Raw genomic sequence first — 26,471 nt, forward strand, 5'->3', positions numbered from 1 at the left:
CCGAATAAGGACGACAGCGATGCCCAAAGGTTACATCATCGGCCATATCACCGTGAACGATCCCGAGGCCTACAAGGAATATGTGACGCGTGACACGCCGATCCTTCTGGGGCTGGGCGGACAGTTCGTCGTGCGCGGCGGGCAATCGCAGGTGATGGAGGGCGAGACCCTCAACCGCCATGTGGTGATCGAGTTCCCGAGCTATGCGGCGGCGCTCGCGGCCTATAACGATCCCGCCTATCAGGAGGTCGCCGACATCCGCCGTCGCACCGCCGACAGCGTGATCTTGGTGGTCGAGGGCGTCTGACCCGCCCCTCATGGCGACGCCATGTGCAGGACGTGTCAAGATTGGGGCAGGCCGCGAACGGGGCCGTAAAGAAGCCCCAATCGCCCCGCAATCCTGCCGGAGACTCGCGTTAACCCTGTGTCAGTCAAGACGCTGCCATCAGGGGAACTGCCATGTCTGCACCGATGCGCCACGAGGATTTCGACGACCTTCCCGCCACGCTTGCCCGGATCGGTTCCGGGCCGATGGATGCAGGGCTCGTGCGCCCGGTTGAGGCCATCGGCTTTGTAGCCGGCACCCGCGTCGCCACGCCCATGGGTTATGTGGCGGTCGAGCGCCTGTCGTCCGGTGATCGCGTGCTGACCGCCGACGGGCGGCATGCCGTTCTGGTCTGGGTCGGTCTGACAAAGGTCGAGGCCAAGGGTGCCGCAGCACCGGTGCGTTTCGACACCGGGGTGATGGATAATATCCGCCCCCTGCGCCTCGGGCAGGGCCACCGTGTTCGCGTCGCGGGCTGGCAGGCCGAGTTGCTGTTCGATGCCGATGCCGTTCTGGCCAGCGCCAAAAGCTTCGTGAACGGCCGCGATGTGGTGGTCGACGACAGTTGTGAGATGGTCACTTACATCCATCTGATGTTCGACTGCCACGAGGTCGTTCTGGCCGAGAATGTGGCCTGCGAGACGATGCAGACCGGCCCCGATGCTTTGCGCCATCTCGAAGACATGGCCGGACAGGCGCTGACGATGAACCATCCGCCCATGCCGTCGGCAGCCGATCACGCCGGTTTGCGTGCTGCCTTGCCGATCCTGTCGCACGCCGAGGAACTGGTCCTGCGCGCGGCTTGATCCGCGCGTGCCCTATCCCAGCAGCCAGATCCACGCCGAGGCGCTCACCACCGTGAGCGCCGTGGCGATCAGGATCGACGAGGCCACGACCCGCCGCGCCGCGCCGTACATGTCGGCGAAGATATAGGTGTTGACCCCCGGCGCCATGGCGGCGGTGACGACGGCGGCGCGCATCTGTCCCTCAGACAAGCCACCGACGGTGCTGCCCAGGGTCCAGGCGATGGCCGGGTGCACGATCAGCGACACCGCGCAGATCATGGCGATGATGCCCGCGTCGCCTTCGGGCTTGTAGCGGTAAAGCACGCCGCCCAGCCCGAACAGCGCGGCGGGCAGTGCTGCGCGGATCATCAGTGCCAGCGCGTCATCGACGACCTCGGGGATCGGCAGGCCGGAGAAATTCACCACGAAGCCCAAACCGATGCCGATCATCAGCGCATTGCTGAAGATTGCGCCGGTGACAGTGCGGGCAAGCTGGAGCCCGCCTGCTTCGGCGCGCACGATCTCCATCGTGACGATGCCCAGCAGGTAGCAAAACGGCGCATGCAGCGCGATGATCGCGTAATTGGGCCCAAGGCTTTCGACGCCATAGGCGCGTTCGCCGATGGCCAGACCCAGCAGGACCGAATTGGCGAAGAGGCAGCAAAACCCGATCACCACGCTGTCGACCATCGGCCGGTTGAAGATCAGCCGCGCGCCCAGAAGCCCTGCAAAGAAGCTGACGGTGGAGCCGGTGTAGTAGCTGGCCAGAAGTGCCGCGTCGAAATCCGCGCTCAGATCCAGTGTGGCGATGGCCGAGAAGAGCAGGCAGGGGATGGCGAATTTCTGGGTGAAGACCATCAGCCCGTCGACCGCGCTGTCGGCGAAGAGCTTGCGCCAGACGGCAAGGTAGCCCGCACCCACGACCAAGAAGACGGGCACGACGATGGCGAGGATCTCGAGCAAGCCCTCAGACCTCGTAGGTCAGGGTCAGGCCGTCATGGGCGGGCGTGACGTTGTCAGGAGTTTCGGCGGCGACAGTTGCATAGTCGAGGTCGATGTGCATGTTGGTCAGCACAGCCTTCCGGGGCTTTGCGCGCGCAATCCAATCCAGCGAGCGGGCGAGATGGGCATGGCTGGGGTGCGGCGTGCGGCGCAGCGCGTCGAGGATCCAGCAATCGAGTCCTTCGAGCTTGGGCCAGACGGTCTCGGGAATGTCAGAGACGTCGGGCAGGTAGGCCAGATCGCCGATTCGGAAGCCCAAGGCGTCGATATTGCCGTGTTCTACCTCGAAGGGCGTCAGCGTGATCGGCCCGCCGGGGCCCTCGATCGTCACGTCGCCCCTGATGGCATTGAGGTCGAGGATCGGCGGGTAGTCAGAATTGGGCGGCTGCACGAAGGCATAGCCAAAGCGCGAGATGAGGTCGTTCTGCGTCGGGCCATCGGCCCAGACGGGCAGGCGCTGGCGCATGTTGAAGACGATCATCCGCAGATCGTCGAGGCCGTGGGTATGGTCGGCGTGGGCGTGGGTGAAGACCACGGCGTCAAGCCGCCCGATGCCTGCGTCGAGCAGTTGTGCGCGCAGGTCGGGTGAGGCGTCGATCAGCACGGCGGTCTCGCCATCACCCTCGCGCCGCCGGATGAGCAGCGAACAGCGGCGGCGGGTGTTTTTCGGGTTCAAGGGATCGCAATCCCCCCAATGACCGCCAAGGCGCGGCACGCCGCCCGAGGAACCGCAACCGAGGATGGTGAAGATCAGTTGCGCCATGTCTTATGCGGCCTCTGCCCAGGCCGCGGCCTTCCAGAACAGCCGGTCGAAATTGGCGGAGGTCTGGCGCGCGAAGTCCGCGTAGTCGAGGCCGAAGACCTCCGCGCCCAAGCGGGCCGTATGGGCGGTGTAGGCGGGTTCGTTGCGCTTGCCGCGATGGGGGGGCGGGGCGAGGTAGGGGCTGTCGGTTTCCAAGAGAATGCGGTCGAGGGAGGCGGCGGCGAAGATGTCGCGCAACGCCTGCGAACGCGGGAAGGCCGCGATGCCGGACATCGACAGGTAGAATCCCAGATCGAGCGCCGCGCGGGCGAGGTCGGCGCCCGACGAAAAGCAGTGCATGACGCAGGTGTAGGGGCCGGCGCGGTATTCCTCGGTCAGGATGCGGGCCATGTCGTCATCTGCGTCGCGGGCGTGGATGATGAGGGGAAGGGAGGTCGCGCGCGCCGCCTCGATGTGGAGGCGCAGGCTTTCTTGCTGCACGGCCTTGGTCTCGGCGGTGTAGTGGTAGTCGAGGCCGGTCTCGCCGATGCCGACGAACTTCGGATGGCGCGCCAGCGCAATAAGCTCCGCGACCGTAGCCATGGGTTCCTCGGCGGCGCTCATCGGGTGCGTGCCTGCGGCCCAGAAGACGGGGGTGTGCGCCTCGGCGATGGTGCGGACCGCGGCGATATTCTTCAGCCGCGTGCAGATCGTCACCATGCGGGTGACACCGGCAGCCTGCGCGCGCGCCATCACCTCGGGCAATTCGCCCGAGAGGCTGTCGAAATCCAGATGGCAATGGCTGTCGACGATCTGGGGCAGGGCGGTGTCGGGCATGGCGGCTTTCGCGGGGGTCAGGCCGCGGGAAGCTGTGCGGCGGTCCGATCAAGGTCGAGGAACATATCGAACGTGAGCGCGGCAGGGTCAAGGTTGACCGCCCGCCCGCGCCGCGCCCGCGCGGTCAGCGTCGCGGACAGATCGGCCCACGCCCGCCCGGCTTGCGGCGAAGGCGCAAGGCGGGCCAGCACCCTTGCCTCGCCCGGCACGATCTCGGGCAAGGCAATGCCATTGGTGCCAAGCCGCGCCAGTCGCGCCAGCGCCCGGTCGAGCAGGGACAGCGTCAGATCGAACTGCGCCCCACCGGTCTTGCCCGCCGTCGCCTCGGCCAGCCGCAGCGCAAGCGGCCGGTCGAGCCGGGGCAGGCTGCCCAGCAGATCGAGCAGGTCGCGGTACAGCCCCAGCCCGTCATGGGACAAGAGCCGCACGGCCTCGCCCACCGATCCGCCCGCCAGTTCCGCCAGACCCTGCGCATTGTCCTGCACAAGATGGCCCGCCTGCGCCAGTGCCGCCTGCAAGTCCTCGGCCCCGAGGCTGTGGAAACGCAAGGTGCGGCAGCGCGAGCGGATCGTCGGCAAAAGGCCCGATGGGCGGTGCGAGATCAAGAACAAGACGGCATCGCGCGGCGGTTCCTCCAGTTCCTTGAGAAGCGCATTGGCGGCCGAGGCGTTCAGCTCGTCGGCGCAGTCCACGATCACCACGCGCCGCCCGTCGCCGCTGGCGGTCATATGGAAAAAGGATTTCACCCGGCGCACCTCGTCGACGCGGATCACGTCAGACAGCGCCTTGCCATCGGGACGCGGCCCGCGCCGGATCAGGCACAGGCCCGGGTCGCTGAGCGCCCTGAGCCGCGCCGCGACCGGGTGTTCGGGCACGATGTCGAGGCTGTCGGGGGGCGGTGGTGCGCCGAAGAGACTGTCTGCGTGATCTGGCGGGGTGGCAAGAAGGTAGCGCGCCGCGCGCCACGCGAAGGTCGCTTTGCCCACGCCTTCGGGCCCGGTCAGCAGCCAGCCATGGGGCAGGCGGCCCGAGGTGAGGGCCGCAAGGAAGGTCGCCTCGGCCTCGGTTTGGCCGAAAATGCGCGCGGTTTCGCGCGGATGCGGGGCGCCCTCGAGGCGGTCGGGGTCTGGCAGGGCGTCCTCGGTCATGGTCGCTGTCCTAGCATGCGGGGTGGGGGGCGGAAAACTCGAGTTTTCCGCCCGGGACAGCTGCGGATGTCCCTGCCGAAACCCCGCAGGTTTTCGGTTCACACCAGATGTTTCGCCACGGCGGCGGCGATATCTGCGGCGATGGCATCCGCGTCGCGGCCCGCGTCGATCAGCACGCAGCGGTCCGGCGCTTTCTCGGCCAGTGCGCGAAATCCGTCGCGCAGCTTGTGTTGGAAGGGCAGGCCGAACTCTTCGAACCGGTCCTCGCCCGAGCGGCGGGCAAGCCCGCGGGTCAGTGCCGCCTCCGGGTCCATATCGAGGATCAGGGTCAGGTCGGGCTCGATCCCGATGACAAGGGCGTGGACGTCATCGACCAGACCGCGCAAATCGCCCCGCGTCGCGCCCTGATAGACGCGGGTCGAATCCGCGAAGCGATCGGTGATCACATCACGGCCCGCCGCCAGCGCGGGCCGGATCGTGCGTTCGAGATGGTCGCGGCGGGCGGCGGTGAAGAGCAAGATCTCGGTCTCGGGCGACCAGCGGTCCGGATCGCCCTCTACCAGCAGGCGGCGGATGTCCTCGGCGCCGGGCGCGCCACCGGGCTCGCGCGTCAGGACCGGATCGCGCCCTTGCGCGCGCAGGGCCTCGGCCAGCCTGCGGGCCTGCGTAGATTTGCCCGAGCCGTCGATCCCCTCGAGGCTGACGAACAGCCCGGCCTTGCCCGTCCCGTCGGAGGGCATCACCCGCCCACGAGCGTGGGGGGCGGGCCAATCAGCCGGTGCAGTACATCGCGTGTCGCCGCGCCCAGCCGGGTGCCGATGCCACCCTGCGCCACATCCTCTGTGGCCAGCATCGGGATGCGATGTTCGACGGCATCGACGCCCGCGCCCATGCGCACCACCAGCTCGCCCAATTGGTCACCCGTCGCGATCGGGGCCATGAAGGGGCCGGTATAGGTAACCTCGGCCGTCAGGCCCGGCGCGCCCGTCGCAGGCAGGAGCAGCGTCAGATCCTCGGCGGGCGCAAGCCCCACATCGGTCGCGGCCCCAAGAAATACAGGCGCGCGGGCCAGTTCGGTGCCGCCTGTGACCACTTGCCGTTCAACGAACTGACGCAGGCCCCATGTCACGATGCGTTCGGCTTCGCGGGCGCGGGCCTCGCCGCTGGCCAGACCGGTTATGACGAAGGTGACGCGCCGGTTGCCCTGCGTGGCCGAGCCGACCAGCCCATATCCCGCCTCGGAGGTGTGGCCGGTCTTGAGCCCGTCGGCACCGATCCCCAGTGCCAGCAGCGGGTTGCGGTTGAACCGGTTGGCAGGCGAGCGGTTTTCGTAATCGAATTCCGTCTCGGCGAAATAGGCATACATCTCGGGGTGTTCGGTTATGATCCGCTCGGCCAGGATGCCCAGATCGCGCATGCTCATCACATGTCCTGCGGCGGGCCAACCCGAGGCGTTCATCAGCGTCGTCTGTGTCATGCCCAATTCGCGCGCACGCGCTGTCGCGATCCGCGCCCATCCGGCCTCGGTGCCATCTGGGCTGAGCGCTTCGGCCAGAACAACGGAGGCGTCATTGCCCGATACGATGATCACGCCGCGGATCAGCTCCTCGACGGTGGGGCGGTCAGTGGTGTTGAGAAACATGGTCGAGCCGCCGAAACTCATCGCATGGGCGCTGACCGGCAGCCGCGTCTCCAGCGTCAGGCGGCCCTCCTCGATCGCTTCGAAGGTCATCAGAAGCGGCATCAGTTTCGACATCGAGGCGGGCGGCAAGGGCACCTCGGCATTGTGCGAGAACAGCACCTGGCCGGTGCCGTGGTCGATGACATAAGCGGCTGTCGCCTCGGTCTCGAAGCCTTGCGCCCGGACCACGGGCGCAATCAGGACAAGGCAGGCCGCCGCCAGCATGGCGACGGCGGTGAGGATCAAAGGTCTGGGGGCAGCTTGCATTCCGGTTCCCGTGTCTTGGGTGTCACCTCGTGACCGCGTAGGCATCGGCAAAGCCAAGACCGCGTACCGTGCGCAGCATGGCGTCGCGATCCGCGCTTGTCTGGGCCGGCCCGACGACCACGCGCCAGAAGCGGCGACCATTCGTGCTCTGGTCGTAGATTGTCGGCACTAGACCGGCGTTGCGCAAGGCCTGTCCGGTGTTGTTGGCGTTTTCCTGTACGGAAAAGATCCCGATCTGGACATAGGCGCGGTCGAGCGTCGAGCCGCCCGGGGCGGGAGCTGACGCCGCCACGGCCGCAGGCGCGGCGGGGGCAGTGCTGGCGGGGGCTGACGGCGCGACAGGAGCCGGTCCGGCGGAGGCGATGCCGGCGGCGATCTCGGCCTCGGAAATAGCGGCTGCAGCCGCCGCGATCGGATCGCCAAGCGGGCTCGCTGTGATCGCGGATGCCGCTACGGAGGTGCCTTCCGCCGCCGCCAGCGTCATCTCTGCCCCTGCCGCGGGCGTGACGATCGGGTCGGCCACCTCTTCGCGCCTGAGGGCCGTAACCTGAACCTGCGTCGGATCGCCCGCAAGGATGTTGAGCGCGGCGGCGGCATCCGACGAGATCATCAGTGCCGGGCCCGGATTGTCATGTTCGCGCCGGAACAGGGCGCCGATCACGAAGCGCCCGTTTTCTTCGTTGCGGATGATCACCCGCTCGGGGTCGTTGGCGGTCGGGTGCGCGATCCAGACCCCGCCCAGCGATGGGCGGCCATCCCACAGACCTTCTTCGGTCAGGTCGAAGACATCGGGCGCCTCGATGTCACGCTCGACCAGCCGTGTCGCGCCGATCGGCGCCGGCCCGTCCTGGGTGGCGTTGCGGGTGCCCGCATTGCCGAAGGGCTGAAACTCTTCGCCGCATGCGGCCAGGGCGAGAAATGTGCATGCGGCAAGGGAAAGCTTGGCACGCGACGGAATCGTGGGCGTTCGGGTCATGTTCTGCTCTGTCCGCACTCAATGGACGCCGCAAGGCGCCTCGGTTTATCGGGCCGTCGCCGCCATGCGGACGCGGACCCGTTTGATTTGTGAGCGAAGATAGCGGGTTCTGCCGGTTCTGAAAACTGGTTTGACACAGTCCTCGCGCGAGATCGCCAGACTGTTGCCCACACGGCGCGTCTTTCAGAATCACAATCCTTGACCTAGGAGGTAGCGACTGCTGGAGGAGTGGCCGAGCGGTCGAAGGCACCGGTCTTGAAAACCGGCGTGCGTGAAAGCGTACCGTGGGTTCGAATCCCACCTCCTCCGCCACATTCAGATACTGAATCCGTCCAAAGGCCCCGATTGGGGCCTTTTTTCTTTTTGTTTCAAAGGGCGTTGGCAGGGCCATCCGCCCTTCGGAGACTGGGCGCTTGCCGAAGAATGGGTCTCCGAATGGCCCGTGTCTCTCTTCGAACGCCCCTCGATGGCGGCGGGACGGCGTAAATCATCCTTGCATTTCCAATGGGTTGCCGCGTTAATGGGTTCGCCCCGTTCGCGAAATATTCCGGTGACGGAGACGGACACGAAGGCGCAAGGCGGCCAGAAGGACGGCTCCGTGGCGGCCGATCCCCAAGTCCGGCGGAAGCGTCCGAAGCGAGCCAAGGCCCTGCCGGAAGTCTCTGATGACAAACACACTTCGCGCCCATAGCCTGGCGAAATGTCGAACGGGCCGTGGACAGACGAGGAAAACGACCTGATCGTCGCGGATTACTTCGCGATGCTCGCCGACGACATCTCCGCGCACCGCTACAGCAAGGCCGAGCATCGGCGCGCGCTCCTCCCGCTACTGAACGACCGGTCCGAGGGGTCCGTCGAGTTCAAGCACCAGAACATCAGCGCGGTGCTGAAGGGCCTCGGCGAGGACTGGATCCCCGGCTACAAGCCCGCGTTCAATTTTCAGATGACGCTGGTTGATGCCGTGGCGCGGTGGCTGGCGCTGAACCCGGCCTGGCTCGGGCGCCAACCGGGGCTGCAAACCGCCGCTGGCCTACGCGAGGCGGCGCATATCTGGATTGGGCCGCCGCCGACGCTGTCGAACCAGCCGCCGCCACAGGAGCTGGACCAGATGCTGCACATCGCCCGCAAGTTCGACGTGGCGGGCCGGGACGAGCGCAACCGGGCCCTCGGCCGCGCGGGCGAGGAGCGCGTGCTGGCGCATGAGCGCGCGGCCTTGCGGACGGCAGGACGTGACGATCTGGCGCGCAAGGTGCGCTGGGTGTCGGAGGAGGATGGCGACGGGGCGGGCTACGACATCGCGAGTTTCGCCCCGGACGGGCTCCCCCGGCTGATCGAGGTCAAAACGACGAACGGGTGGGAGCGCACGCCCTTCCACATCACCCGCAACGAACTGGCCGTGGCCGAGGAGCGCCGGTCGGAATGGCGCCTGTTCCGGCTGTGGAATTTCTCACGCGAGCCGAAGGCGTTCGAACTGCACCCGCCGCTGGACGCGCATGTCTCGCTGACCGCGACGACGTTTCAGGCGAGCTTTCACTGAGCCTCAGTCGAACACCCGCTCCAGCTGTTCATGCCATGGCAGGGCCGCGACATCGGTCAGTTTCAACAGGGTCACGGCGGGCACCTCACGCTTGTAGACGAGGCGCTTGAGGACCCCCGGCGCGAGATAGGCGAGCCGCAGCTGTCGACTGACATGGCGTTCGGCCAGCCCGACGGCTTTCGCCAGATCGGTGACCGTGTCGAATTCGCCAGCTTCCATGCGCCGCCGCCAGCCCCACGCCCTGCCGATGGCGCGCAGGATATGCGGATCCTGTGTCCGGTCTTCGCTGGGCAGATAGGTGGCGGGCGGCATAATCTTCGGCCGCCCGTTCTGCTTGCGGACCTTGAGCGGCACGAAGATCTGGATGGACTCGTCGGGTTTCATCATTCCGTCACCACCTTCTTTCGTGGCGCCATCATGTCGCGCATGACGCCCGAAACGCCGTCGGTCCGGACATCGATGACCAGCCCCTCGGATGTCACGGTGACCCGGCGCACCAGCAACTGCACGATCCGAGTCTGCTCCGCAGGGAACAGCTGGCCCCAGACGTCGTCGAACGTCTGCAGCGTGGAGATCACGTCGGCCTCAGCGAAGGCGTGACCCTCGCGCGCCAAGTGGGCGATGACCTGTGCCGTGATCGAGGGCGCGCGCATCACCCGCCGCAACTCGGTCACCACGGCCGCTTCCACGAGGTCGGCCGGAAGGCGGCGCGGGATGCCTTCATCGCTGGGTTCGCGATTCTTGATGACGTCCATCGAGACGTAATACCGGTATCGCCGCGCGCCCTTCTTCGTGCTGCTCGGGGTCATGGCGGCGCCCGTAGCCGTGAAGATCAGCCCCTTGAGCAACGCAGGCGCCTGCGCGCGGGTGTTGTTGGCGCGCTTTCGCGGGTTCTGCCGCAAGATGGCATGGACCTGATCCCACAGCTGCTGGTCGATGATGGCCTGATGCTCGCCGGGATAGGCCTTGCCCTTGTGGACGGCGTCGCCGCGATAGACGCGGTTCATCAGCACCCTGTAGAGATATCCCTTGTCGACCAACGTGCCCTGCTTGTTGCGGAGCCCTTTGCGGCGCAGTTCGCGGGCCAGCACGGTCGCTGATCCGACCTCGACGAACCTCTCGAAGATGCCCCGCACGGTGGCAGCCTCGTCTTCATTCACCACGAGCTTGCGGTCCTTCACATCGTACCCGAGCGGGACGTAGCCGCCCATCCACATGCCCTTCATGCGGGAGGCGCGGACCTTGTCGCGGATGCGCTCGGCTGTGACCTCGCGCTCGAACTGAGCGAAGCTGAGCAGGATGTTCAGCGTCAGCCGCCCCATGGAGGTGGTGGTGTTGAAGGACTGCGTTACCGAGACGAAGGTCACGCCGTTGCGATCGAAGACCTCGACCAGCTTCGAGAAGTCCATCAGCGACCGTGACAGGCGGTCGATTTTGTAGACGACCACCACATTGATCAGGCCGTCCTCGATGTCGGCCAGAAGCTGCTTGAGGCCGGGCCGTTCCAGCGTTCCGCCCGAGATGCCGCCGTCGTCATACTGATCGCGGACCAGCACCCAGCCCTCGGAACGTTGGCTGGCGATATAGGCCTCGCAGGCTTCTCGCTGTGCGTGCAGGCTGTTGAACTCCTGCTCCAGCCCTTCCTCGGAGGACTTGCGCGTGTAGATGGCGCAGCGCTGGCGGCGGACGGGATTTGCGCGTTGATCCATCAATCATTCCCCCGCTTTCGTTCGCGCAACCCGAAGAAGCGGTAGCCATTCCAGCGCGTTCCGGTGATCGCCCGCGCAATCGCGGACAAGGATTTGTACGGTCTCCCCTGCCACTCGAACCCGTCCCGCAAGACGGTGATCGTGTGCTCGACCCCGTTCCATTCGCGGATCAACCTCGTGCCGACCACGGGATTGCGAGGATCGGCGATCTGGCTCTTGCGTGTCAGGGTGCCGCTGACCTCGTCGGCCAGAAGGTCCAGCATGCGCCGGGTTTCGCGATCAGGACCGCCATACGTCAGCTCCTGGATGCGGTAGGCCAACCGGCCCTCAAGGAACGCTCGGCTGTTGTTCGGCGCCGTCGTGGCAAAAATCGTCTGCCACTCCGACTTCAACTGGGGGACGGACATGGACTTCAGCGCGGCCAGGCGCGCGGGGATGGGATCAGGCTTCGTCATGCGTTTCTCCGGTGAGTTGGAGTTGCATGACGGCATTGGTCGTCGGGATAGTGTAGGCAACGTTCTCCAGTATTGTCAGATACTTCACGCCTATCCTGCCCGAGCAGCCGAACCAGCCCGAGCGCCAGCAGGCCACACAGTTCGGCCCGGCGTTCGGCGGCGGTCATCTGGTCGGGAGGTAGCGGATTGGGGCGGTTCATGTCTCGGTGGCCGTGTTTGATGGTGTGCTACCGATCAAAAGCCACCCAGCCGTCCGAGGTGGGACATCTCAGCGGAACGGGATGCGGAAATGCGAACAGGGAGAGAACATCAGGGCTTGCCGATCACGGATTTGTCCATGATTATCGCAGGTTGAATCATTCGAGAGCAGTAGTTCATTGAGGTGAGTTCATGGCGCGCAAAGCATCCCCGATCGGTCCGCATGTTCTGGCGCTGATCGAGGATGCGCGCGTCGACCTCGCCCGAGCTGCCCTTGCCGTGCGCGAGGGCGACAATGAGCCGGAATTCAAGCTGCCCGAGGACGTTCCCGACCTCGCCGACGAAGAAGCAGTCGAGGCGTTTCGGCAAGCACTTGTCGAGACGCTGTCGGATTTCGACCGCGATGACCTGCGACCTGCGGAGCAGCGATCACGAAGGATCCGGGCCCTCGCCGAGAAAAAGGGCGTCACCTCGCTCACCACCATTGTCGAGCAACAACTCGATGAGACACGGTCGCAGGAGTTTCACCGGCAGCCAGATGAGCTCTGCAGAAGCATCTGGGCATATCTCCATGAACGCGAAACCTTCGAGGATGCGGAGAGCTTTCACTTCGCCCGACAGTTCCGCGACCACGGCAAGCTCTACGACGCCTTCGAGGTCGAACTGGAGAACCAGGTAGCCCTCGACGCGGCGGCCATCGACGAAAAGGCGCTGGCGTCAAAGATCAAGGGCATGCTCGAGCTGAAGCCCGAGATATCCTGCACGGTCAAGGCGCTCGATCTGCCTGCCACCGATACGCACCCTGCGTCCATCATGCTGATCGTCCGGCACGGTGGCCCGCTTTCGAGCGTCTACGATCACCGGCAAGACGGAAGGCGGGGAACCATCTACTACCGACCGCCGAACGAGGCGACGCTGATCTACACGCCCTCAATGCGGCAGATCGAGGTCTGCGCGGACAGCCCCGTGGTGCGCCAGTCGGTCAGCGACTCCTTCGCCGAAGTTGCGCTAGGTCACGACATCTCCCAGAAACCTCTGACCTGGAAGCGCTATAATCTTTCGCGCTTCCGCTCTTCGCTTCTTCTGCAGCCCCCTGAGATCGAAGGGTACGCGTTCGAGTTCGCGCGCGTCATCGAAGCCGAGATCCGGCTGGGAACCTGGCGCCGCAAGCTTCAGCTCAAGGTGACGGTCGACGATGACATCCAGGAGGTTGCCGACCGATATCTCGGGGCGCGGAACATCTTTCGGCGCGCCGAAGCGTTCAGCCGGATCACGATCGCGGTGGCCTACAACCTGATCGGCGATGAGAAGCAGCGGACGCTCAATATCACCATTGCAGGCACGAAGAGCTGCAACCTGCAGAGCAAGCCCGATCCGGAAGAACGCAGCCTCGGCTTCGCGCTACTCAAGGAATGGGGAATCCTGAGCGCGTTCAGGCAGATCGCGCATGATGACCTTCGTGCGATATTCCCCCAGCTTGTTCAACTTCACGACCGCATCGAGGACGAGGTCAGCGGAAGTTATCTGCTGGAACTCGGGCTTGACCCGAAGCGTCTGATCGAAGGTGGCCTGCTCGAGCGCCGCGACCGTCAGGATGTGGTTCTCATCGAGGACGACGACGTCGACGGGGAAGGCGCCGTCAAACCATCAGTGACCCAAGGAATGGTAAAGGCTGTAGGTCCTTTTGGCGAAGATGTCGGCAAGCGCCCCGCGTCGGATGTCGAGATGTTCGCGGTCAACGCTCAGTGGCTTCACGAGACGCTCATGCGCCTGATGAAGCCGCTGCTGAGCAAGCGGGCGGCCCAGATCCTGGACCCGGACCTAACCCTCGTCGGCGCGATCCAGATCGATGAGGCAGATGTGCCCGTCTATTTCGCCCGGCGGCTCAATGATCCGAAAACGGCGCAGAGACTGGATCTGATGTTGCGCGCGCGGGACACCGCTGGGGTGGGCATCGTCTTCGCCGCGAGCGAGGAGATGCCGTCACATCTTGGGCCGAACGTCGTCATGCCGCTGCTGTCCCATCTCGCATCGGCTGACGAGGAAATGCTGTTCGCGCGCGACGGAATAGAACTCGCGTACCGAGACGGTCTTTCCCTCGCGCGCGGGGGCGTGTCGCCGCGGGTGGTTCGGACAGGCAAGCAGTCCGGCACGCTGTTCATTCCCGGCAGGGAGCCCCTTCACCTCGCTGGGAACGATCAACTTACGATCTTCGAGCGCCTGGTGGTCGCAGCCGCGAAAGGCAGTCCCGACGTTCAGGTAAAGGCGCTGATGGAAGGCTTCGAGTCCAGAAGCCCCCAGCAGGCGTTCCGGAAGGAGACCTGGGACAGCATCCGGGACGTCTATATCGGCAAGGGTGCGAAGAACGGATATTGGCGACTGCTACTCACTGCGCAGCCGACCGAAGCCGTGGCCGAGCCAACCGAGGAAGCGACCGTCTAACAGCGGTCTAACATGCGGCGGGAGACGGTCTAACAAACCGCTGATTACTGGAAGGGCTCCACATAGAGGAGCACTTCCATGCCGACTCCCTTCCCCCCGCGCCAGGCAGCCCAGACGAACTGGTCCGGCGCCGCGAAGACCAAGCCCACCACCTCCAACTCGGAATGGCGCTGCACGCGCTGTGAGAAGCTGCTCGGCGTCTGCCGGGACGGCCGGATGCACCTGCGCTTCGCGCGGGGGCACGAGTATCTCGTGGGCTTCCCGGTTCAGGCCACCTGTCGGGGCTGCGGCACGCTGAACCACGCGACCGCGCCCGCGCGCTGACGCGCGCATTCACCCAACCCCCTGAAATCGCAGAGACGCGCGACGTCCTGACCTGGCCACGAGAAGGCGCCGGACGCCTGGCCGCAAGGCAGGCGTCCGATGTCCTTCGCGTGGCACGAGATCCGTGATCACCTCATGCATTCATCCACGAACCTTCACTTCCAGCGCAGTTTCGACGCCGTCAGGCGTGCGCAGGCCGCCCTCGCACCGTTCCGGGATCCGGCGGCTCTGTTGGACGGTCTGCACCGCACGCCCGGCGATCAGGGCCAGAAGAACGTGATCCTCTCCACGCTCGTTAGCGCGGCGCAGGGCGACGGGCCAGCGTCCGACTGCGCCCTGACGCTGCTGTTGCTGGCGCTCTGGCCCGGCCTCGACGCCATCCGGCGCCGGTCGCTCTGGCGCAGGCTCGGCACCGCCGACGAGATCGCGTCCGACGTCCTTGCGCGCACCACCGAGGCGGTCCGCGGCCTCGACCTTGGCCGCGTCAACTGGATCGCGGCCACGGTGTTGCGCAACGTCGAGCGCGACATGATCCGCGTGCGCCAGCGCGACCACACGCGCGAGCATCTCGCCCGCAGCGCCGATCCTGACGAGGTGGCGGACAGCGGCGAAAGCGGCATCGGCGCGGACGGGTACGCACGGCTGAACGGTGCCGTGCGGAGGCTGCTCGGCGATGATGCCCTGCTGGTGATCCGCGTGGCGATCGAGGGCTTCTCCCAGGCCGAGGTCGCCGTCGAACTCGGCCTGACCGAGGTCGCCGCCCGCAAGCGGTACCAGCGCGCGATGCGCCGGCTGCACGACGCCCTTCAGGAAATCCCCTGAACCGATGTCCCGATCCGGTCCTGCGGGTGGCTTTTCCCATTCGAGCGCCCCGAGCGCCTTCCCTCCAACCGAAAGCAGACACGCATGAACCGCACTGCCGATCTGTCGCTCGAGGATTTCAGGCGTCTTCCGGGGCTCTATCGCCGCTGGGAACTGACCGAGGTCTGCGAGCCCAACCGCAACTATCAGATCGAGGACGCCGGCGCCCATGCCGACGGGACGCCGCTGCTGGCGATCTACGTCGCCGAGCCCGCGCCCGACGTCCGCGAGGCCGCGTGATGCGCCTCCTCGATCACATCATCCCACGGAGAACAGCCATGCCGGACCAGCCGGACGACATCACCCGTCTTCGCAAGGCGAGCTACGCCCTTGAAGACCTCCCCGAAACCATCGCCTTCCCGCAGCGTCCCGGAGACGAACCGCGCGAGCCGCTGCCGGTCGTCGAGGCGACCGTCGACGAGATCGCCTTCGCGATCGTGGAAGCGGAGCGCGAGAGCACGGCCGCCTACCGCCGCGCCGACGCGCTGAAGCGCCTCTACAAGCTCGCCCGCGAGGCGGGGTGCATCGGCGCAGATCGCGCCGCCACGGCGGTGATGAAGAAGGAGGGCAAGTGATGGCCCTTCCCATCATCGGCGCCGATGAGCGGCTCGCGCAGCGCAAGGGCATCAAGGGCGTCATCTTCGGCCGGTCCGGCATCGGCAAGACCAGCCTGCTCTGGACGCTGAACGCCTCGACCACGCTCTTCCTCGATCTCGAGGCCGGCGATCTGGCGGTCGAGGGGCTGGAGATCGACACGCTCCGGCCCCGCACCTGGAAGGAATGCCGGGATTTCGCGGTGTTCATCGGCGGGCCGAACCCGGCGCTGCGCGAGGACCAGCCCTACAGCATGGCGCATTTCGACGAGGTCTGCGGGCGCTACGGCGATCCGGCGGTGATCGGGAAATACGAGACCGTCTTCATCGACTCGATCACCGTGGCCGGGCGGCTCTGCTTCCAGTGGTGCCGCGGCCAGCCTGACGCCTTCTCCGAGAAAACCGGCAAGCCCGACATCCGCGGCGCCTACGGGCTGCACGGCCGCGAGATGATCGGCTGGCTGACCCACCTGCAGCACACGCGCGGCAAGCATGTCTGGTTCGTGGGCATCCTCGACGAGCGGCTCGACGACTTCAACCGCAAGGTCTTCCAGCCGCAGATCGACGGCTCGAAGACCGGGCTCGAGCTGCCGGGGATCGTCGATCAGGTCATCACCATGGCCGACATCCCGGACCCGGGCGGTCAGCCGCAGCGCGCCTTCGTCTGCCAGACGCTGAATCCGTGGGGCTTTCCGGCCAAGGACCGCTCGGGCCGCCTCGACAGGGTCGAGGCCCCGCATCTCGGCCGGCTGATGGAGAAGATCCAGCGCCCTGCAGCGCCTGCGTCCGAACGCCTGACCTGGCCGCCGGTGACCCCAGCCGAACCCGTCCCCGCGCATGAGCCTGGCCATGGCTGAGCGCCTCTCGCCACGCCCGGTGTCCCGATCCGGTCGCCGGGGTGGCTTTTCCCCTCTGACGCCGCTGCGCGTCCCATCCTCCAACTGAAAGGAGCCGCGCAATGTCCGGACCCTGGAACGACTTCAACTCCGCCCAATCCAACACCAACGTCATCCCGAAAGGCACGCTCGCCAAGGTGCGTCTGACGCTCCGCCCCGGCGGCTTCGACGACCCCTCGCAGGGCTGGACCGGCGGCTGGGCGCGCCGCGCCGCCACCGGCGCCGTCTATCTCGACGCCGAATACACGGTGCTCGAGGGGCCCTATGCCCGGCGCAAGGTCTGGTCGCTGATCGGCCTCTACAGCCCCAAGGGCCCCGACTGGGCGAACATGGGGCGCGGCCTGATCCGCGGCATCCTCAACTCCGCGCGCGGCGTGTCCGACAAGGACAACTCGCCCGAGGCGCAGGCGCGCCGCCGCATCAACGGGTTCGGCGATCTCGACGGCGTCGAGTTCATCGCCCGCATCGACATCGGCACCGACACCAACGGCGAGGACAAGAACGAGATCCGCGCCGCGGTCACCCCCGACCATCGGGACTACGCCGCGCTGATGGGCACGGTCGCGCCGCAGTTCACCGCCGCCCCGGCGCAGGGCCACACCCCGCAGCAGCCCACCACGGCCACCCAGCCCAGCCAGCCCGCGTCCGCCCCCGGCGCCGCCGGTCGGCCGAGCTGGGCGCAGTAAGGGGGAGACCGGCCATGCGCCTGCGCCCCCGCCAGAAGACCTTCGTCGAGCGCAGCGTCGCTGCGCTCGCTTCCCACGGCAACACGCTGGGCGTGGCGCCCACCGGCGCGGGCAAGACCATCATGCTCTCGGCGGTCACCGGCGAGATGATCGGCGACGGGGCCAAGGCCTGCGTACTGGCGCATCGCGACGAGTTGACGGCGCAGAACCGCGCCAAGTTCCAGCGCGTGGTGCCGGGCGTCGCCACCTCGGTGATCGACGCCACGGAGAAGTCCTGGGGCGGCCAGGTCGCCTTCGCCATGGTGCCGACGCTGGCGCGGGCCTCGAACCTCGCCGACATGCCGCGTCTCGACCTGCTTGTCGTCGACGAGGCGCACCATGCCGTCGCCGACAGCTACCGCCGCATCATCGACCGCGTGCGCGAGGCCAATCCCGACGCCCGCATCTTCGGGGTCACGGCGACGCCGAACAGGGGCGACAGAAAGGGCCTGCGCGAGGTCTTCGACAACGTGGCCGATCAGGTTCGGCTGGGCGAGCTGATCGCCTCGGGCCACCTCGTGCCGCCGCGCACCTTCGTCATCGACGTGGGCGTGCAGGAGGAACTGCGCTCGGTCCGCAAGACCATGTCGGATTTCGACATGGCGGAGGTGGCGGGCATCATGGACCGCGCTCCCGTCACCGACGAGGTGATCCGGCACTGGAAGGAGAAGGCAGGCGACCGGCAGACCGTGGTGTTCTGCTCCACCGTCGCGCACGCCGAACACGTCACCGACGCCTTCAGGGCGGCGGGCGTTTCCGCCGCCCTGATCCACGGCGATCTGGCGGCCGAGACGCGGAAGGCGATCCTCGCCGACTATGCGGCGGGCAGCATCCGCGTCATCGTCAACGTGGCGGTGCTGACCGAGGGCTGGGACCATCCGCCCACCTCCTGCGTCGTGCTGCTGCGGCCCAGCTCCTACAAGTCCACCATGATCCAGATGGTCGGGCGCGGTCTGCGCACCGTCGATCCCGAGGAACATCCAGGCATCGTCAAGACCGACTGCGTCGTGCTGGATTTCGGCACCTCGAGCCTGATCCACGGCACGCTGGAACAAGATGTCGATCTCGACGGCAAGACCGAAACCGGCGAAGCGCCGACCAAGACCTGCCCGACCTGCGAGGCAGAGATCCCACTGGCCGCCACCGAATGTCCGCTCTGCGGCGAGGAGTTCCCGCGCGAGGATCTGGATGCGGGCGAAGGCGGGGCCGCCGCGCCGCTCTCGGGCTTCATGATGACCGAGATCGACCTGCTGAAGCGGTCCAGCTTCGCGTGGGTCGACCTCTACGGCACGGACGACGCGCTGATGGCCACGGGCTTCGCAGCCTGGGGCGGCATCTTCTGGCTGGACGGGGTCTGGTACGCAATCGGCGGGGCGAAGGGCGAACGTCCCCACCTGCTGGGTGTCGGCGAGCGAACCGTCTGTCTCGCGCAGGCCGACGACTGGCTGAACACCCACGAGACTGACGAGAGCGCCTTCAAGACCCGTTCCTGGCTGCGCCAGCCGCCGACCGAAAAGCAGCTCCAGTACCTGCCGCCCGAGTGCCGCCACGACTTCGGCCTGACGCGCTACCGCGCCTCGGCGCTGATGACCTTCGGCTTCAACAAGCGCGCCATCCGCCAGCTGATCGACACGGCGGCCTCTCCCGAACGGAGGGCGGCATGACCCATGTCCGCATCCACCCCCATCCCGGCCGAGGACCGGCGGCGACTGTGGCATCCGCGTGGAACGCTCTGTGCTGTTTGCCGGCAACCCACCCGTGGTTTTGGCTGGTTCGATCCGCACCGGTCGAAGCGGCCCCGGCCCTCGGTCTGGTTCTGCTCGATGCCCTGCCAGTCCTTCTGGACGCGCTTGGCCAGGGAGCGTTTCGCCATGGTTGACCTGACCAAGGAAGAGCGCGCCGCGATCACCGCCACCATGAAGCGCGTGGCGCTGCTGATGGACGAGATCGGCTGGGCCACCCCGCTGGCCGAGCTGACCGAGGCTCAGGTGCGCGCGCTGATCGAGGAAGCCGTCGAGGGCTTCCGCGAGGCCATGTCCGACATCGCCCGGGCGCAGACGCCGGAGGTGCCGTTTTGACCCTCGATTACAATCATCGGCCCAGTTTCGCGGAGCAAGTCAACGCCGCCGTCGATCGGGCGCTCACCGCCGATCAGGCCACGCGGCCGCCCCGCGACTACCTCGGTGGCTCGCGCCTCGGCCATGCCTGCGAGCGGGCCCTGCAGTTCGAGTTCACGGCGACGCCGAAGGACGAGGGCCAGGACTTCTCGGGCCAGTCGCTGCGCATCTTCGCCATCGGCCACGCGCTCGAGGATCTGGCCGTCGCCTGGCTGCGCGGCGCGGGTTTCGACCTCTACACCCGCAAGGGCAACCGGCCCGATGGCGGCCAGTTCGGCTTCTCCGTCGCGAACGGGCGCATCCGCGGCCATGTCGACGGCATCATCGCTGCGGGCCCCGAAGGCTTCGGTCTGGCCGTTCCCGCCCTCTGGGAATGCAAGACGATGAACGCCAAGAACTGGCGCGCCTGCGTGAAGGACGGCGTGACCAAGTCGAAGCCGGTCTACGCCGCCCAGATCGCGCTCTACCAGGCCTACATGGAAGGGACGGTGCCGGGCATCTCGGCCGCGCCGGCGCTCTTCACTGCGATCAACAAGGACACGGCAGAACTGCACCACGAACTGGTGCCCTTCGATGCCGACCTCGCGCAGCGCATGTCCGACCGGGGCGTGCGGATCTTGCAGGCGACCGATGCGGGCGAGCTTCTGCCGCGCGTCGCCACCACGCCCGACTTCTTCGAATGCCGCTTCTGCCCGTGGTCCGAGCGTTGCTGGGGGCTGCCGGCATGAGCGACGACGGCATCCTGCACTTCAACCCGTGGACGGACTTCAACGACGGGCCACCGTCCGAGAACCCCTTCGGCTGCGACCCCGACCCCGAGCAGATCGCCGCCTTCCTCGACACCGTGTTCAGCTGGTGCGAGGGGCTGATCCCGCTCCGCGGCTTCGTCGACAAGGGTCAGGGCCGGGACGGCAAGCCGCACAACATCTGGATCCCCGCCGATGACACCGCGCCGGGGAAACTCGCAACCTTCGCCGCGTGGGCGAACCGCGAGGGGGCGGCCGTCTATGTCATCCCCGGCACGGTCGAGGAACAGGGCGAGGCCCGCGCCGCCGACGTGCTGCAGATGCAGGCCATCGTCGTCGATCTCGACGCGGGCGACATCCCGGCCAAGCTGGACCATGTCACCCGCCATCTCGGCGCGCCCACGCTGATCATCGAAAGCGGCGGTCGGACGCCCGAGGGCGCGGCGAAGCTCCATGTCTGGTGGAAACTGACCGAACCGGCCGAGGGCGACGACCTGGCCACCCTCTGCCGCTTGCGCGGCGATATTGCCGTGAAGGTCGGCGGCGACACGCATTTCCGCTCGGCGCACCAGCCGATCCGGGTGCCTGGCACGGTCTATCACAAGCACGGCCATCAACGTCTCGTGCAGATCCGCGAGCATCGCGACGTCGAGGTGGATCTTGCGGATTTCGCCGAACAGGTCGCCGAGATGCCGCCGCTGCCCGGCGTCGGCTTCGCCAGCGTCGCTGCCGCGCCCGCCTCGAAGCCCGGTATCGACGCGGTGCTCACCACGCCGGTGAGGGAGGGCGCGGTCGACGACTGGTCCCGGTTCCAGGGGGCCAGCGCCGCCATCGGCCATTACATCCGGCTCGTGCACGAGGGCCGCCTCGACCCTTTCGCGGGCTGGGAGGCAATCTGCGGCTACAACGCCGCCATGCTACGCCCGTCCTGGCCGCTCGATCGGCTACAGGCCGAGTCCGAACGCCTCTGGGCGCTGCATGTGAAGCGCAACGGCCCGCCGCTCCTGCGCGCGGCCCACGCCGATGCCTCGGCCAGCCCATTGCCGACCTTCAGCCTCGGCGCACTGCTCGACGACACGAGCCCGATGCCCGAGGACATCATCGGGCCGCGCGTGCTGACCCCGGGCGGGCTCCTGGTGCTGGGCGGCGCGCCGAAGGTCGGCAAGAGCGACTTCCTGATCTCCTGGCTCGTCCACATGGCGGCAGGCGTGCCGTTCCTCGGCTTCACCCCGCCGCGACCGCTGCGGATCTTCTATCTGCAGGCGGAGATCCAGTATCACTACCTGCGCGAGCGCCTGCAGCAGATCGCGCTGCCTGCCGCCGTGATCGCGGCCGCGCGCGACACCTTCATCGCCACCCCGAAGCTGAAGCTGCTGCTGGACGCGGAGGGCGTCGCCCGTGTGGCCGAGGCGATCCGGGCCGCATTCCCCGACGCGCCGCCCGACATCATCGTCATCGACCCGATCCGCAACCTGTTCGACGGCGGCCCCGAGGGCGGGGGCGAGAACGACAACACCGCCATGATGTTCTTCCTGAAGGACCGGGTGGAGCTTCTCCGCGAGGCGGTAAATCCGGACGCGGGCGTGATCCTCGCCCACCACACCCGCAAAGCCACCAAGCATCAGGTCAAGGACGATCCTTTCTTGGCCCTCTCCGGCGCCAGCGCGCTGCGCGGCTTCTACACCTCGGGGCTGCTCATGCACCGACCCGACGAGGACAGCAGCGTCCGCAGACTGGAGATCGAGCTTCGGAACGGCCCCGCGCTGCCGGGCAAGCTGATCGACAAGGTGAAGGGCGAATGGGTCGAGCTGAACCCGCTGAACGAGCGCCTGGTGCGCAAGGAGGTCGGCGCCAAACTCGATGCCGAACGGCTCCGCAAGCACGACGTCATCCTCGGTATGCTGCTGGATGAGGCGGCGAGCGAGCGCCTCTACACCGCCATGCAGTTCGCCGAGACCTTCGAGAACCGGGGAGGTCTGGGCAGCAAGCACACGATCCGCGAGCGCCTCAGCGTGCTGGCGACCAAGGGCTTTGTGAAGTTCCTGCGCGACCCCTCGGGGTTCGGCTTCCCCGTCACCCGGTCGCGGTTCGGCTATCTCTGCGTGGAAGGCATGCAGTTCGGCGCGCCCGTCGAGGAGATCGATCCGGCCACCGGCGAGGTCACCACCGAGGTCCGTCCGGTCCTGCCCAGCCACTTCAAATGCCCCCAATCCGGGCTCTGCCTGCAGGTCGAAAACCCCGCCGTCTGGGTCTACCCGGAGGGGCTGGAAGACGACCTAACTCATATGAGTGAGGCCTGACTCATATGACAGCGCCAACTGTGCACTCAACGAAATCAACGGGTTACGGGCAAGTAAGAGTTAGGTCCCTGACTCATGCCCGAAGACTTCATGAAGTCTTATTCCGCAATGATTTCAGCCACTTGTCCTCCTTGGAACAGTTAGGTGTCAAACCCCCATACTACGTATGGGAGGGCCACCCCACTGGGGTGGCCACTCCTCCCATACGTCCGGGCCAGCCTCGCGGGCCGCCGTGACGCTCCCTTGTGCTTTCCGATCCGACGACGGCGGCCCCGTACCGCCAAGCACCAGACCGCCGTCGTCTTCCACCACCACAGGCCCCCGGCAAAGGAGACCCATCATGGCTCAGCCGACTCTGATCCCGAATTGCGACGGCGCAAGGTTTGAATCTCTGCCGCTCGACGCCCCCCGCAACCGCTGCATCCTCGCGCTCGACCTCGGCACCTCGACCGGCTGGGCGATCCGCGGCCACGACGGTCTGATCATCAGCGGGACCGTCTCGCTGCGCCCGGGCCGCTTCGATGGCGGCGGCATGCGCTACCTGCGCTTCACCAACTGGCTGACCGAGATCGACCGGCTGTCCGGGCCCGTCGCCGCGATCTGGTTCGAGGAAGTCCGCCGCCACGCGGGCACCGACGCGAGCCACATCTACGGCGGCCTCATGGCCACGCTGACCGCATGGGCCGAGCTGCGTGGCGTGCCCTACAAGGGCGTTCCGGTCGGCACGATCAAGCGTCACGCCGCTGGCAAGGGAAACGCCGACAAGGCCGCCATGGTCGCCGCCGTCCGCGCCCGCGGCTTCAGCCCGGCCGACGACAACGAGGCCGACGCCATCGCCATCCTGCTCTGGGCGATCGAGACGAACGGGGGTGTCGCATGAGATGGCATCCCCACGGCTGCGGCGGCCGACGCCGGGATCCCGAGCAGGTCAAGCGCGAGGGCTGGCAGGAACAGGGCGTCCTCGCGGTTTCCGCCGATGACGACCGCCTCACCTGGCCCGAGCGTGAACTGGTCCGCCAGTTGGGCGAGAAGCTCTACGGCCCGCGTCCTTCCGACAGGGAGGCGCGCCATGGCTGATCGCGAATGGACCGCCGACTGCGTCGCCGATCATTTCGAGGAGGCGTTCCGCACCCTGCGCAAGCTGCCGCCGGTGAAGGCGCAGGGCTACTTCAACACTTGGCCCGACATCGTGCGGACGAGCCGCGAGATCGCGGCGATGGAGCCGCAGCCGATGCGGGTCTGGCCATCGGCCGCCGCGATCACCCGGCTCGAACAGACCTTCGACTGGGTGCTCTGGATCGAGGAGGCAGAGCGCAAGCTGGTCTGGTCGCGCGCGGCCCGCGTGCCGTGGAAGCAGATCAGCGGTGAGCTGGGCTGCGACCGCACGACCGCGTGGCGTCGCTGGCAACTGGCGCTGACCAAGATCGCGGCGCGACTGAATGCGTGAGCGACTCCAATGTGTTGCAACACTTTTCCCTTCGACATCTGCAACAGATCCATGCTATTCCGAAGGCAAGATGGGGAGAGTGCGCTGGAAGGCTCGCTCTCCCCTTTGCGTTGACGGGGGCCTTCTGGACCCCGGTATCCAGCGAGGGTCCGGCCGGGGTCCAGCCCACGGCAGTTTCCGGTTCCTTCCGGGCGATATTCGTATGCTGGCGGGCGAAGCGTGAGACATCGCCAGCGACAGGGCCGGATTTTTGGGAAGCCACCTGGAAGCCGAATCCACCTGACCCCGCGCAAACACCAATGAACGCTGGCCTTTCGACCGGACACCGCTGGTGGCCGCTGGACCCTGTGTGGAGTCCGGCCTGGCATCTGGAGTCCGGAAGCCACCGGTATCCACCCGATCGAGGAACCTTGCCCACCATGACGCTGAGCTTCGCCCCGGACGCGATCGAGATGTGGCCGCTGTCGCACCTGCAGCCCTACGCGAAAAACGCGAAGGCGCATGGCGCGGACCAGGTCGCGAAGATCGCCGCCAGCATGGCCGAGTTCGGCTGGACCGTGCCCTGCCTCGTCGCCGAGGACGGAGAGCTGATCGCGGGGCACGGGCGCGTGCTGGCCGCCACGCAGTTGGGGCTGACCGAAGCGCCGGTAATCGTGCTGGGCCATCTGACCGAGGCGCAGCGCCGGGCGTACCGGATCGCGGACAACAAGCTGACCGAACTCGGCACCTGGGACGAGGCGCTGCTGTCGGCGGAACTGAACGACCTGCTGGCCGAAGACTTCGACCTGTCCCTGGTCGGCTTCTCCGACGGCGAGCTGGACAAACTGCTGGCCTACGTGCCGGAGGGGGACGGTGAAGAAGGTGGCGCCGGGGGCTCCGTGCCACCGGTGACCATCCCCGAGCCGCCCCGCAATCCGGCGTCGCAGACGGGCGATCTCTGGATCCTCGGCGACCATCGGTTGCTGTGCGGTGACAGCACCAACCACGATGACGTCCGCCGCCTGATGAATGGCGAGCGCGCGGTGCTGTTCGCGACCGATCCGCCGTATCTCGTCGACTACGACGGCTCGAACCATCCGACGCGGAACAAGGACTGGTCGCAGTCCTACGGCGTGACCTGGGACGACAGTTCTCAGGGCGCGGAGCTCTATGACGGCTTCATCGCCGCCGCGGTCGCCGAGGCGATCACCGAGGACGCGGCCTGGTACTGCTGGCACGCCTCGCGGCGTCAGGCGATGCTCGAGGCCTGCTGGGAGAAGGCCGGCGCCTTCGTCCACCAGCAGATCATCTGGGTGAAGGACCGGGGCGTCCTGACCCGCTCGCATTACCTCTGGAAGCACGAGCCCTGTTTCATGGGCTGGCGCCGCCCGAACCGCCCGCCGAAGGTGGCCGAGGAAACGCTGCCCTCGACATGGGCGCTACCGTCCTTCGCCAAGGACGAACGCCCCGATCACCCGACCCCGAAACCGCTCGACGCCTTCGGCATCCCGATGCGCCAGCACGTCGCCCGCGGCGGGCTCTGCTACGAGCCGTTCTCCGGCTCCGGCTCGCAGATCATGGCGGGCGAGGCCAACGGCCGCCGTGTCTTCGCGATGGAAATCAGCCCGGCCTATGTCGATGTCGCCGTAGAGCGCTGGCAGGCCGAGACCGGCCGCAACGCGATCCTCGACGGCGACGGTCGGACCTTCGCGCAGGTGAGGACCGAGCGGCTGGGCGACGATGCCGAGGCCCGGGCCGATACGCCGGACCTGGACGCCGCACCCGAACCCGCGCGAAAGCGCAAGACCGCCGCGTGACATGCATGACCTGGCTTTACCTTCCTCCGGAAGCGCTTCCGGGGCCGGAGACGCATGCCTCTTCGGCCTTTCCCTCTGCTCCGGCGCTGGCGGACTCGACCTCGGGCTCGCCATCGCCATCCCCGGATATCGTGCTGTGGGCCATGTCGAACGGGAAACCTACGCCGCAGCCACTCTCGTGGCGCGGATGGAAGACGCGTCCCTGGATCGCGCGCCTCTCTGGGACGACGTTGCCACCTTCGACGGCCGTCCTTGGCGCGGCGCGGTGGACATCGTCACTGCGGGCTATCCGTGCCAGCCGTTCTCCGTCGCGGGCAAGCGCCGGGGTGCAGACGATCCGCGGCACCTCTGGCCGCATGTCGCCCGGATCGTTGGCGAGATCGAGCCGCAGTTCGTCTTCCTCGAGAATGTCGCCCATCATCTCCGCCTCGGCTTCCCCGAAGTCGCCGCAGGACTGGTCGGCATGGGCTACCGCCTTGCGGCAGGCCTCTTCACGGCGGCGGAAGTCGGCGCGCCCCACAAGCGCGAGCGGCTCTTCATCCTCGCGATCCGCGAGGGGGAC

The 26,471-nt window shown here is 67.0% G+C and carries 28 protein-coding genes, 1 tRNA gene and 1 pseudogene; 20 read left to right on the forward strand and 10 right to left on the reverse strand.

Annotation, left to right across the window (positions count from 1 at the left end):
• Positions 1–19 precede the first annotated feature (19 nt).
• Both C7455_RS08935 and C7455_RS08940 read left to right on the forward strand, forming a co-directional pair.
• Positions 20–307 (forward strand): DUF1330 domain-containing protein, encoded by a 288-nt coding sequence (locus tag C7455_RS08935; RefSeq protein ID WP_109667442.1) that lies wholly within the window; start codon positions 20–22, stop codon positions 305–307.
• A gap of 152 nt (positions 308–459) precedes the next feature.
• Positions 460–1,131, forward strand: coding sequence for a Hint domain-containing protein (locus C7455_RS08940; RefSeq protein ID WP_109667443.1), 672 nt, complete (start codon positions 460–462; stop codon positions 1,129–1,131).
• A 12-nt stretch (positions 1,132–1,143) separates the two neighbouring features.
• On the opposite strand, the gene C7455_RS08945 is transcribed toward C7455_RS08940, so the two are convergent.
• The 7 genes from C7455_RS08945 to C7455_RS08975 all read right to left on the reverse strand — a co-directional run bounded on the left by C7455_RS08945 (position 1,144) and on the right by C7455_RS08975 (position 7,763).
• On the reverse strand, positions 1,144–2,073 hold the full coding sequence (locus C7455_RS08945) for an AEC family transporter (RefSeq protein WP_109667445.1): 930 nt from the start codon (positions 2,071–2,073) through the stop codon (positions 1,144–1,146).
• A gap of 4 nt (positions 2,074–2,077) precedes the next feature.
• On the reverse strand, positions 2,078–2,875 hold the full coding sequence (locus tag C7455_RS08950) for an MBL fold metallo-hydrolase (RefSeq protein WP_109667447.1): 798 nt from the start codon (positions 2,873–2,875) through the stop codon (positions 2,078–2,080).
• A 3-nt stretch (positions 2,876–2,878) separates the two neighbouring features.
• A complete protein-coding gene (locus C7455_RS08955) occupies positions 2,879–3,691 on the reverse strand; it encodes a TatD family hydrolase (RefSeq protein WP_109667448.1) in 813 nt (270 codons plus the stop codon).
• Between the two features lie 17 nt (positions 3,692–3,708).
• Positions 3,709–4,839 (reverse strand): DNA polymerase III subunit delta', encoded by a 1,131-nt coding sequence (locus C7455_RS08960; RefSeq protein ID WP_109667450.1) that lies wholly within the window; start codon positions 4,837–4,839, stop codon positions 3,709–3,711.
• A 98-nt stretch (positions 4,840–4,937) separates the two neighbouring features.
• A complete protein-coding gene (gene tmk, locus C7455_RS08965) occupies positions 4,938–5,579 on the reverse strand; it encodes a dTMP kinase (RefSeq protein WP_109667451.1) in 642 nt (213 codons plus the stop codon).
• Positions 5,579–6,766, reverse strand: coding sequence for a D-alanyl-D-alanine carboxypeptidase family protein (locus tag C7455_RS08970; protein ID WP_425450636.1), 1,188 nt, complete (start codon positions 6,764–6,766; stop codon positions 5,579–5,581). The genes tmk and C7455_RS08970 overlap by 1 nt, the downstream gene beginning before the upstream one ends.
• Before the next feature lie 43 nt (positions 6,767–6,809).
• Entirely contained in the window at positions 6,810–7,763 is a 954-nt protein-coding gene (locus C7455_RS08975) for an SPOR domain-containing protein (RefSeq protein ID WP_109667453.1), read from the reverse strand.
• A 222-nt stretch (positions 7,764–7,985) separates the two neighbouring features.
• Here C7455_RS08975 and C7455_RS08980 point away from each other — a divergent pair.
• Positions 7,986–8,075, forward strand: a tRNA-Ser gene (locus tag C7455_RS08980).
• 388 nt (positions 8,076–8,463) lie between these two features.
• On the forward strand, positions 8,464–9,300 hold the full coding sequence (locus C7455_RS08985) for a protein NO VEIN domain-containing protein (RefSeq protein ID WP_109667454.1): 837 nt from the start codon (positions 8,464–8,466) through the stop codon (positions 9,298–9,300).
• Between the two features lie 3 nt (positions 9,301–9,303).
• Here the strand turns inward: C7455_RS08985 and C7455_RS08990 are convergent, their stop codons facing one another.
• Genes C7455_RS08990 through C7455_RS09000 form a run of 3 tightly spaced genes read right to left on the reverse strand, consistent with a single transcriptional unit; the run spans position 9,304 to position 11,464 of the window.
• The gene (locus tag C7455_RS08990) at positions 9,304–9,687 is read right to left on the reverse strand and encodes a hypothetical protein (protein ID WP_109667456.1); all 384 of its coding nucleotides are present in this window, start codon (positions 9,685–9,687) and stop codon (positions 9,304–9,306) included.
• Positions 9,684–11,009, reverse strand: a complete 1,326-nt coding sequence (locus tag C7455_RS08995; protein WP_109667457.1) for a recombinase family protein — start codon at positions 11,007–11,009, stop codon at positions 9,684–9,686. The genes C7455_RS08990 and C7455_RS08995 overlap by 4 nt, the downstream gene beginning before the upstream one ends.
• Positions 11,009–11,464, reverse strand: a complete 456-nt coding sequence (locus tag C7455_RS09000) for a DUF2924 domain-containing protein (protein WP_055663508.1) — start codon at positions 11,462–11,464, stop codon at positions 11,009–11,011. Before C7455_RS09000 ends, C7455_RS08995 begins: the two co-directional genes overlap by 1 nt.
• Before the next feature lie 390 nt (positions 11,465–11,854).
• Here C7455_RS09000 and C7455_RS09010 point away from each other — a divergent pair, with 390 nt between their 5' ends.
• The 16 genes and pseudogenes from C7455_RS09010 to C7455_RS20465 all read left to right on the forward strand — a co-directional run.
• Positions 11,855–14,104 (forward strand): hypothetical protein, encoded by a 2,250-nt coding sequence (locus tag C7455_RS09010; protein WP_109667459.1) that lies wholly within the window; start codon positions 11,855–11,857, stop codon positions 14,102–14,104.
• 78 nt (positions 14,105–14,182) lie between these two features.
• Entirely contained in the window at positions 14,183–14,428 is a 246-nt protein-coding gene (locus C7455_RS19880; protein WP_146199967.1) for a hypothetical protein, read from the forward strand.
• Between the two features lie 99 nt (positions 14,429–14,527).
• The gene (locus C7455_RS09015) at positions 14,528–15,250 is read left to right on the forward strand and encodes an RNA polymerase sigma factor (RefSeq protein WP_109667460.1); all 723 of its coding nucleotides are present in this window, start codon (positions 14,528–14,530) and stop codon (positions 15,248–15,250) included.
• An 84-nt stretch (positions 15,251–15,334) separates the two neighbouring features.
• On the forward strand, positions 15,335–15,529 hold the full coding sequence (locus tag C7455_RS09020; RefSeq protein WP_018303655.1) for a hypothetical protein: 195 nt from the start codon (positions 15,335–15,337) through the stop codon (positions 15,527–15,529).
• 38 nt (positions 15,530–15,567) lie between these two features.
• Positions 15,568–15,864 carry a hypothetical protein gene (locus C7455_RS09025; RefSeq protein ID WP_109667462.1) on the forward strand — a complete coding sequence of 99 codons (297 nt, stop codon included), beginning with the start codon at positions 15,568–15,570 and terminating at the stop codon, positions 15,862–15,864.
• Complete coding sequence (locus C7455_RS09030; RefSeq protein ID WP_109667463.1) at positions 15,864–16,739, forward strand: ATP-binding protein; 876 nt, start codon at positions 15,864–15,866, stop codon at positions 16,737–16,739. Before C7455_RS09025 ends, C7455_RS09030 begins: the two co-directional genes overlap by 1 nt.
• 101 nt (positions 16,740–16,840) lie before the next feature.
• Positions 16,841–17,464, forward strand: coding sequence for a hypothetical protein (locus C7455_RS09035; RefSeq protein WP_109667465.1), 624 nt, complete (start codon positions 16,841–16,843; stop codon positions 17,462–17,464).
• Between the two features lie 14 nt (positions 17,465–17,478).
• Entirely contained in the window at positions 17,479–19,167 is a 1,689-nt protein-coding gene (locus C7455_RS09040) for a DEAD/DEAH box helicase (RefSeq protein WP_109667466.1), read from the forward strand.
• Positions 19,168–19,374: 207 nt separating this feature from the next.
• Positions 19,375–19,581, forward strand: a complete 207-nt coding sequence (locus C7455_RS09045) for a DUF6511 domain-containing protein (protein ID WP_109667468.1) — start codon at positions 19,375–19,377, stop codon at positions 19,579–19,581.
• Positions 19,578–20,348: a PD-(D/E)XK nuclease family protein gene (locus C7455_RS09050; protein WP_109667469.1), complete on the forward strand. Its 771-nt coding sequence runs from the start codon at positions 19,578–19,580 to the stop codon at positions 20,346–20,348. The genes C7455_RS09045 and C7455_RS09050 overlap by 4 nt, the downstream gene beginning before the upstream one ends.
• Positions 20,345–22,666, forward strand: a complete 2,322-nt coding sequence (locus tag C7455_RS09055; RefSeq protein WP_245904270.1) for an AAA family ATPase — start codon at positions 20,345–20,347, stop codon at positions 22,664–22,666. Before C7455_RS09050 ends, C7455_RS09055 begins: the two co-directional genes overlap by 4 nt.
• 340 nt (positions 22,667–23,006) lie before the next feature.
• Positions 23,007–23,546, forward strand: a complete 540-nt coding sequence (locus tag C7455_RS09060) for a hypothetical protein (RefSeq protein WP_245904271.1) — start codon at positions 23,007–23,009, stop codon at positions 23,544–23,546.
• Complete coding sequence (locus C7455_RS09065) at positions 23,543–23,743, forward strand: hypothetical protein (protein WP_109667472.1); 201 nt, start codon at positions 23,543–23,545, stop codon at positions 23,741–23,743. The genes C7455_RS09060 and C7455_RS09065 overlap by 4 nt, the downstream gene beginning before the upstream one ends.
• Positions 23,736–24,113 carry a DUF6362 family protein gene (locus C7455_RS09070; RefSeq protein ID WP_109667473.1) on the forward strand — a complete coding sequence of 126 codons (378 nt, stop codon included), beginning with the start codon at positions 23,736–23,738 and terminating at the stop codon, positions 24,111–24,113. The genes C7455_RS09065 and C7455_RS09070 overlap by 8 nt, the downstream gene beginning before the upstream one ends.
• Positions 24,114–24,532: 419 nt before the next feature.
• Positions 24,533–25,909 carry a site-specific DNA-methyltransferase gene (locus C7455_RS09075; protein WP_109667475.1) on the forward strand — a complete coding sequence of 459 codons (1,377 nt, stop codon included), beginning with the start codon at positions 24,533–24,535 and terminating at the stop codon, positions 25,907–25,909.
• Between the two features lies 1 nt (position 25,910).
• A pseudogene (locus C7455_RS20465) lies at positions 25,911–26,417 on the forward strand (DNA cytosine methyltransferase); the annotation flags it as partial.
• Positions 26,418–26,471: the final 54 nt, after the last annotated feature.

Origin of the sequence: Roseicyclus mahoneyensis (genome assembly GCF_003148775.1) — a bacterium.
In the GTDB taxonomy this organism is placed as follows: domain Bacteria; phylum Pseudomonadota; class Alphaproteobacteria; order Rhodobacterales; family Rhodobacteraceae; genus Roseicyclus; species Roseicyclus mahoneyensis.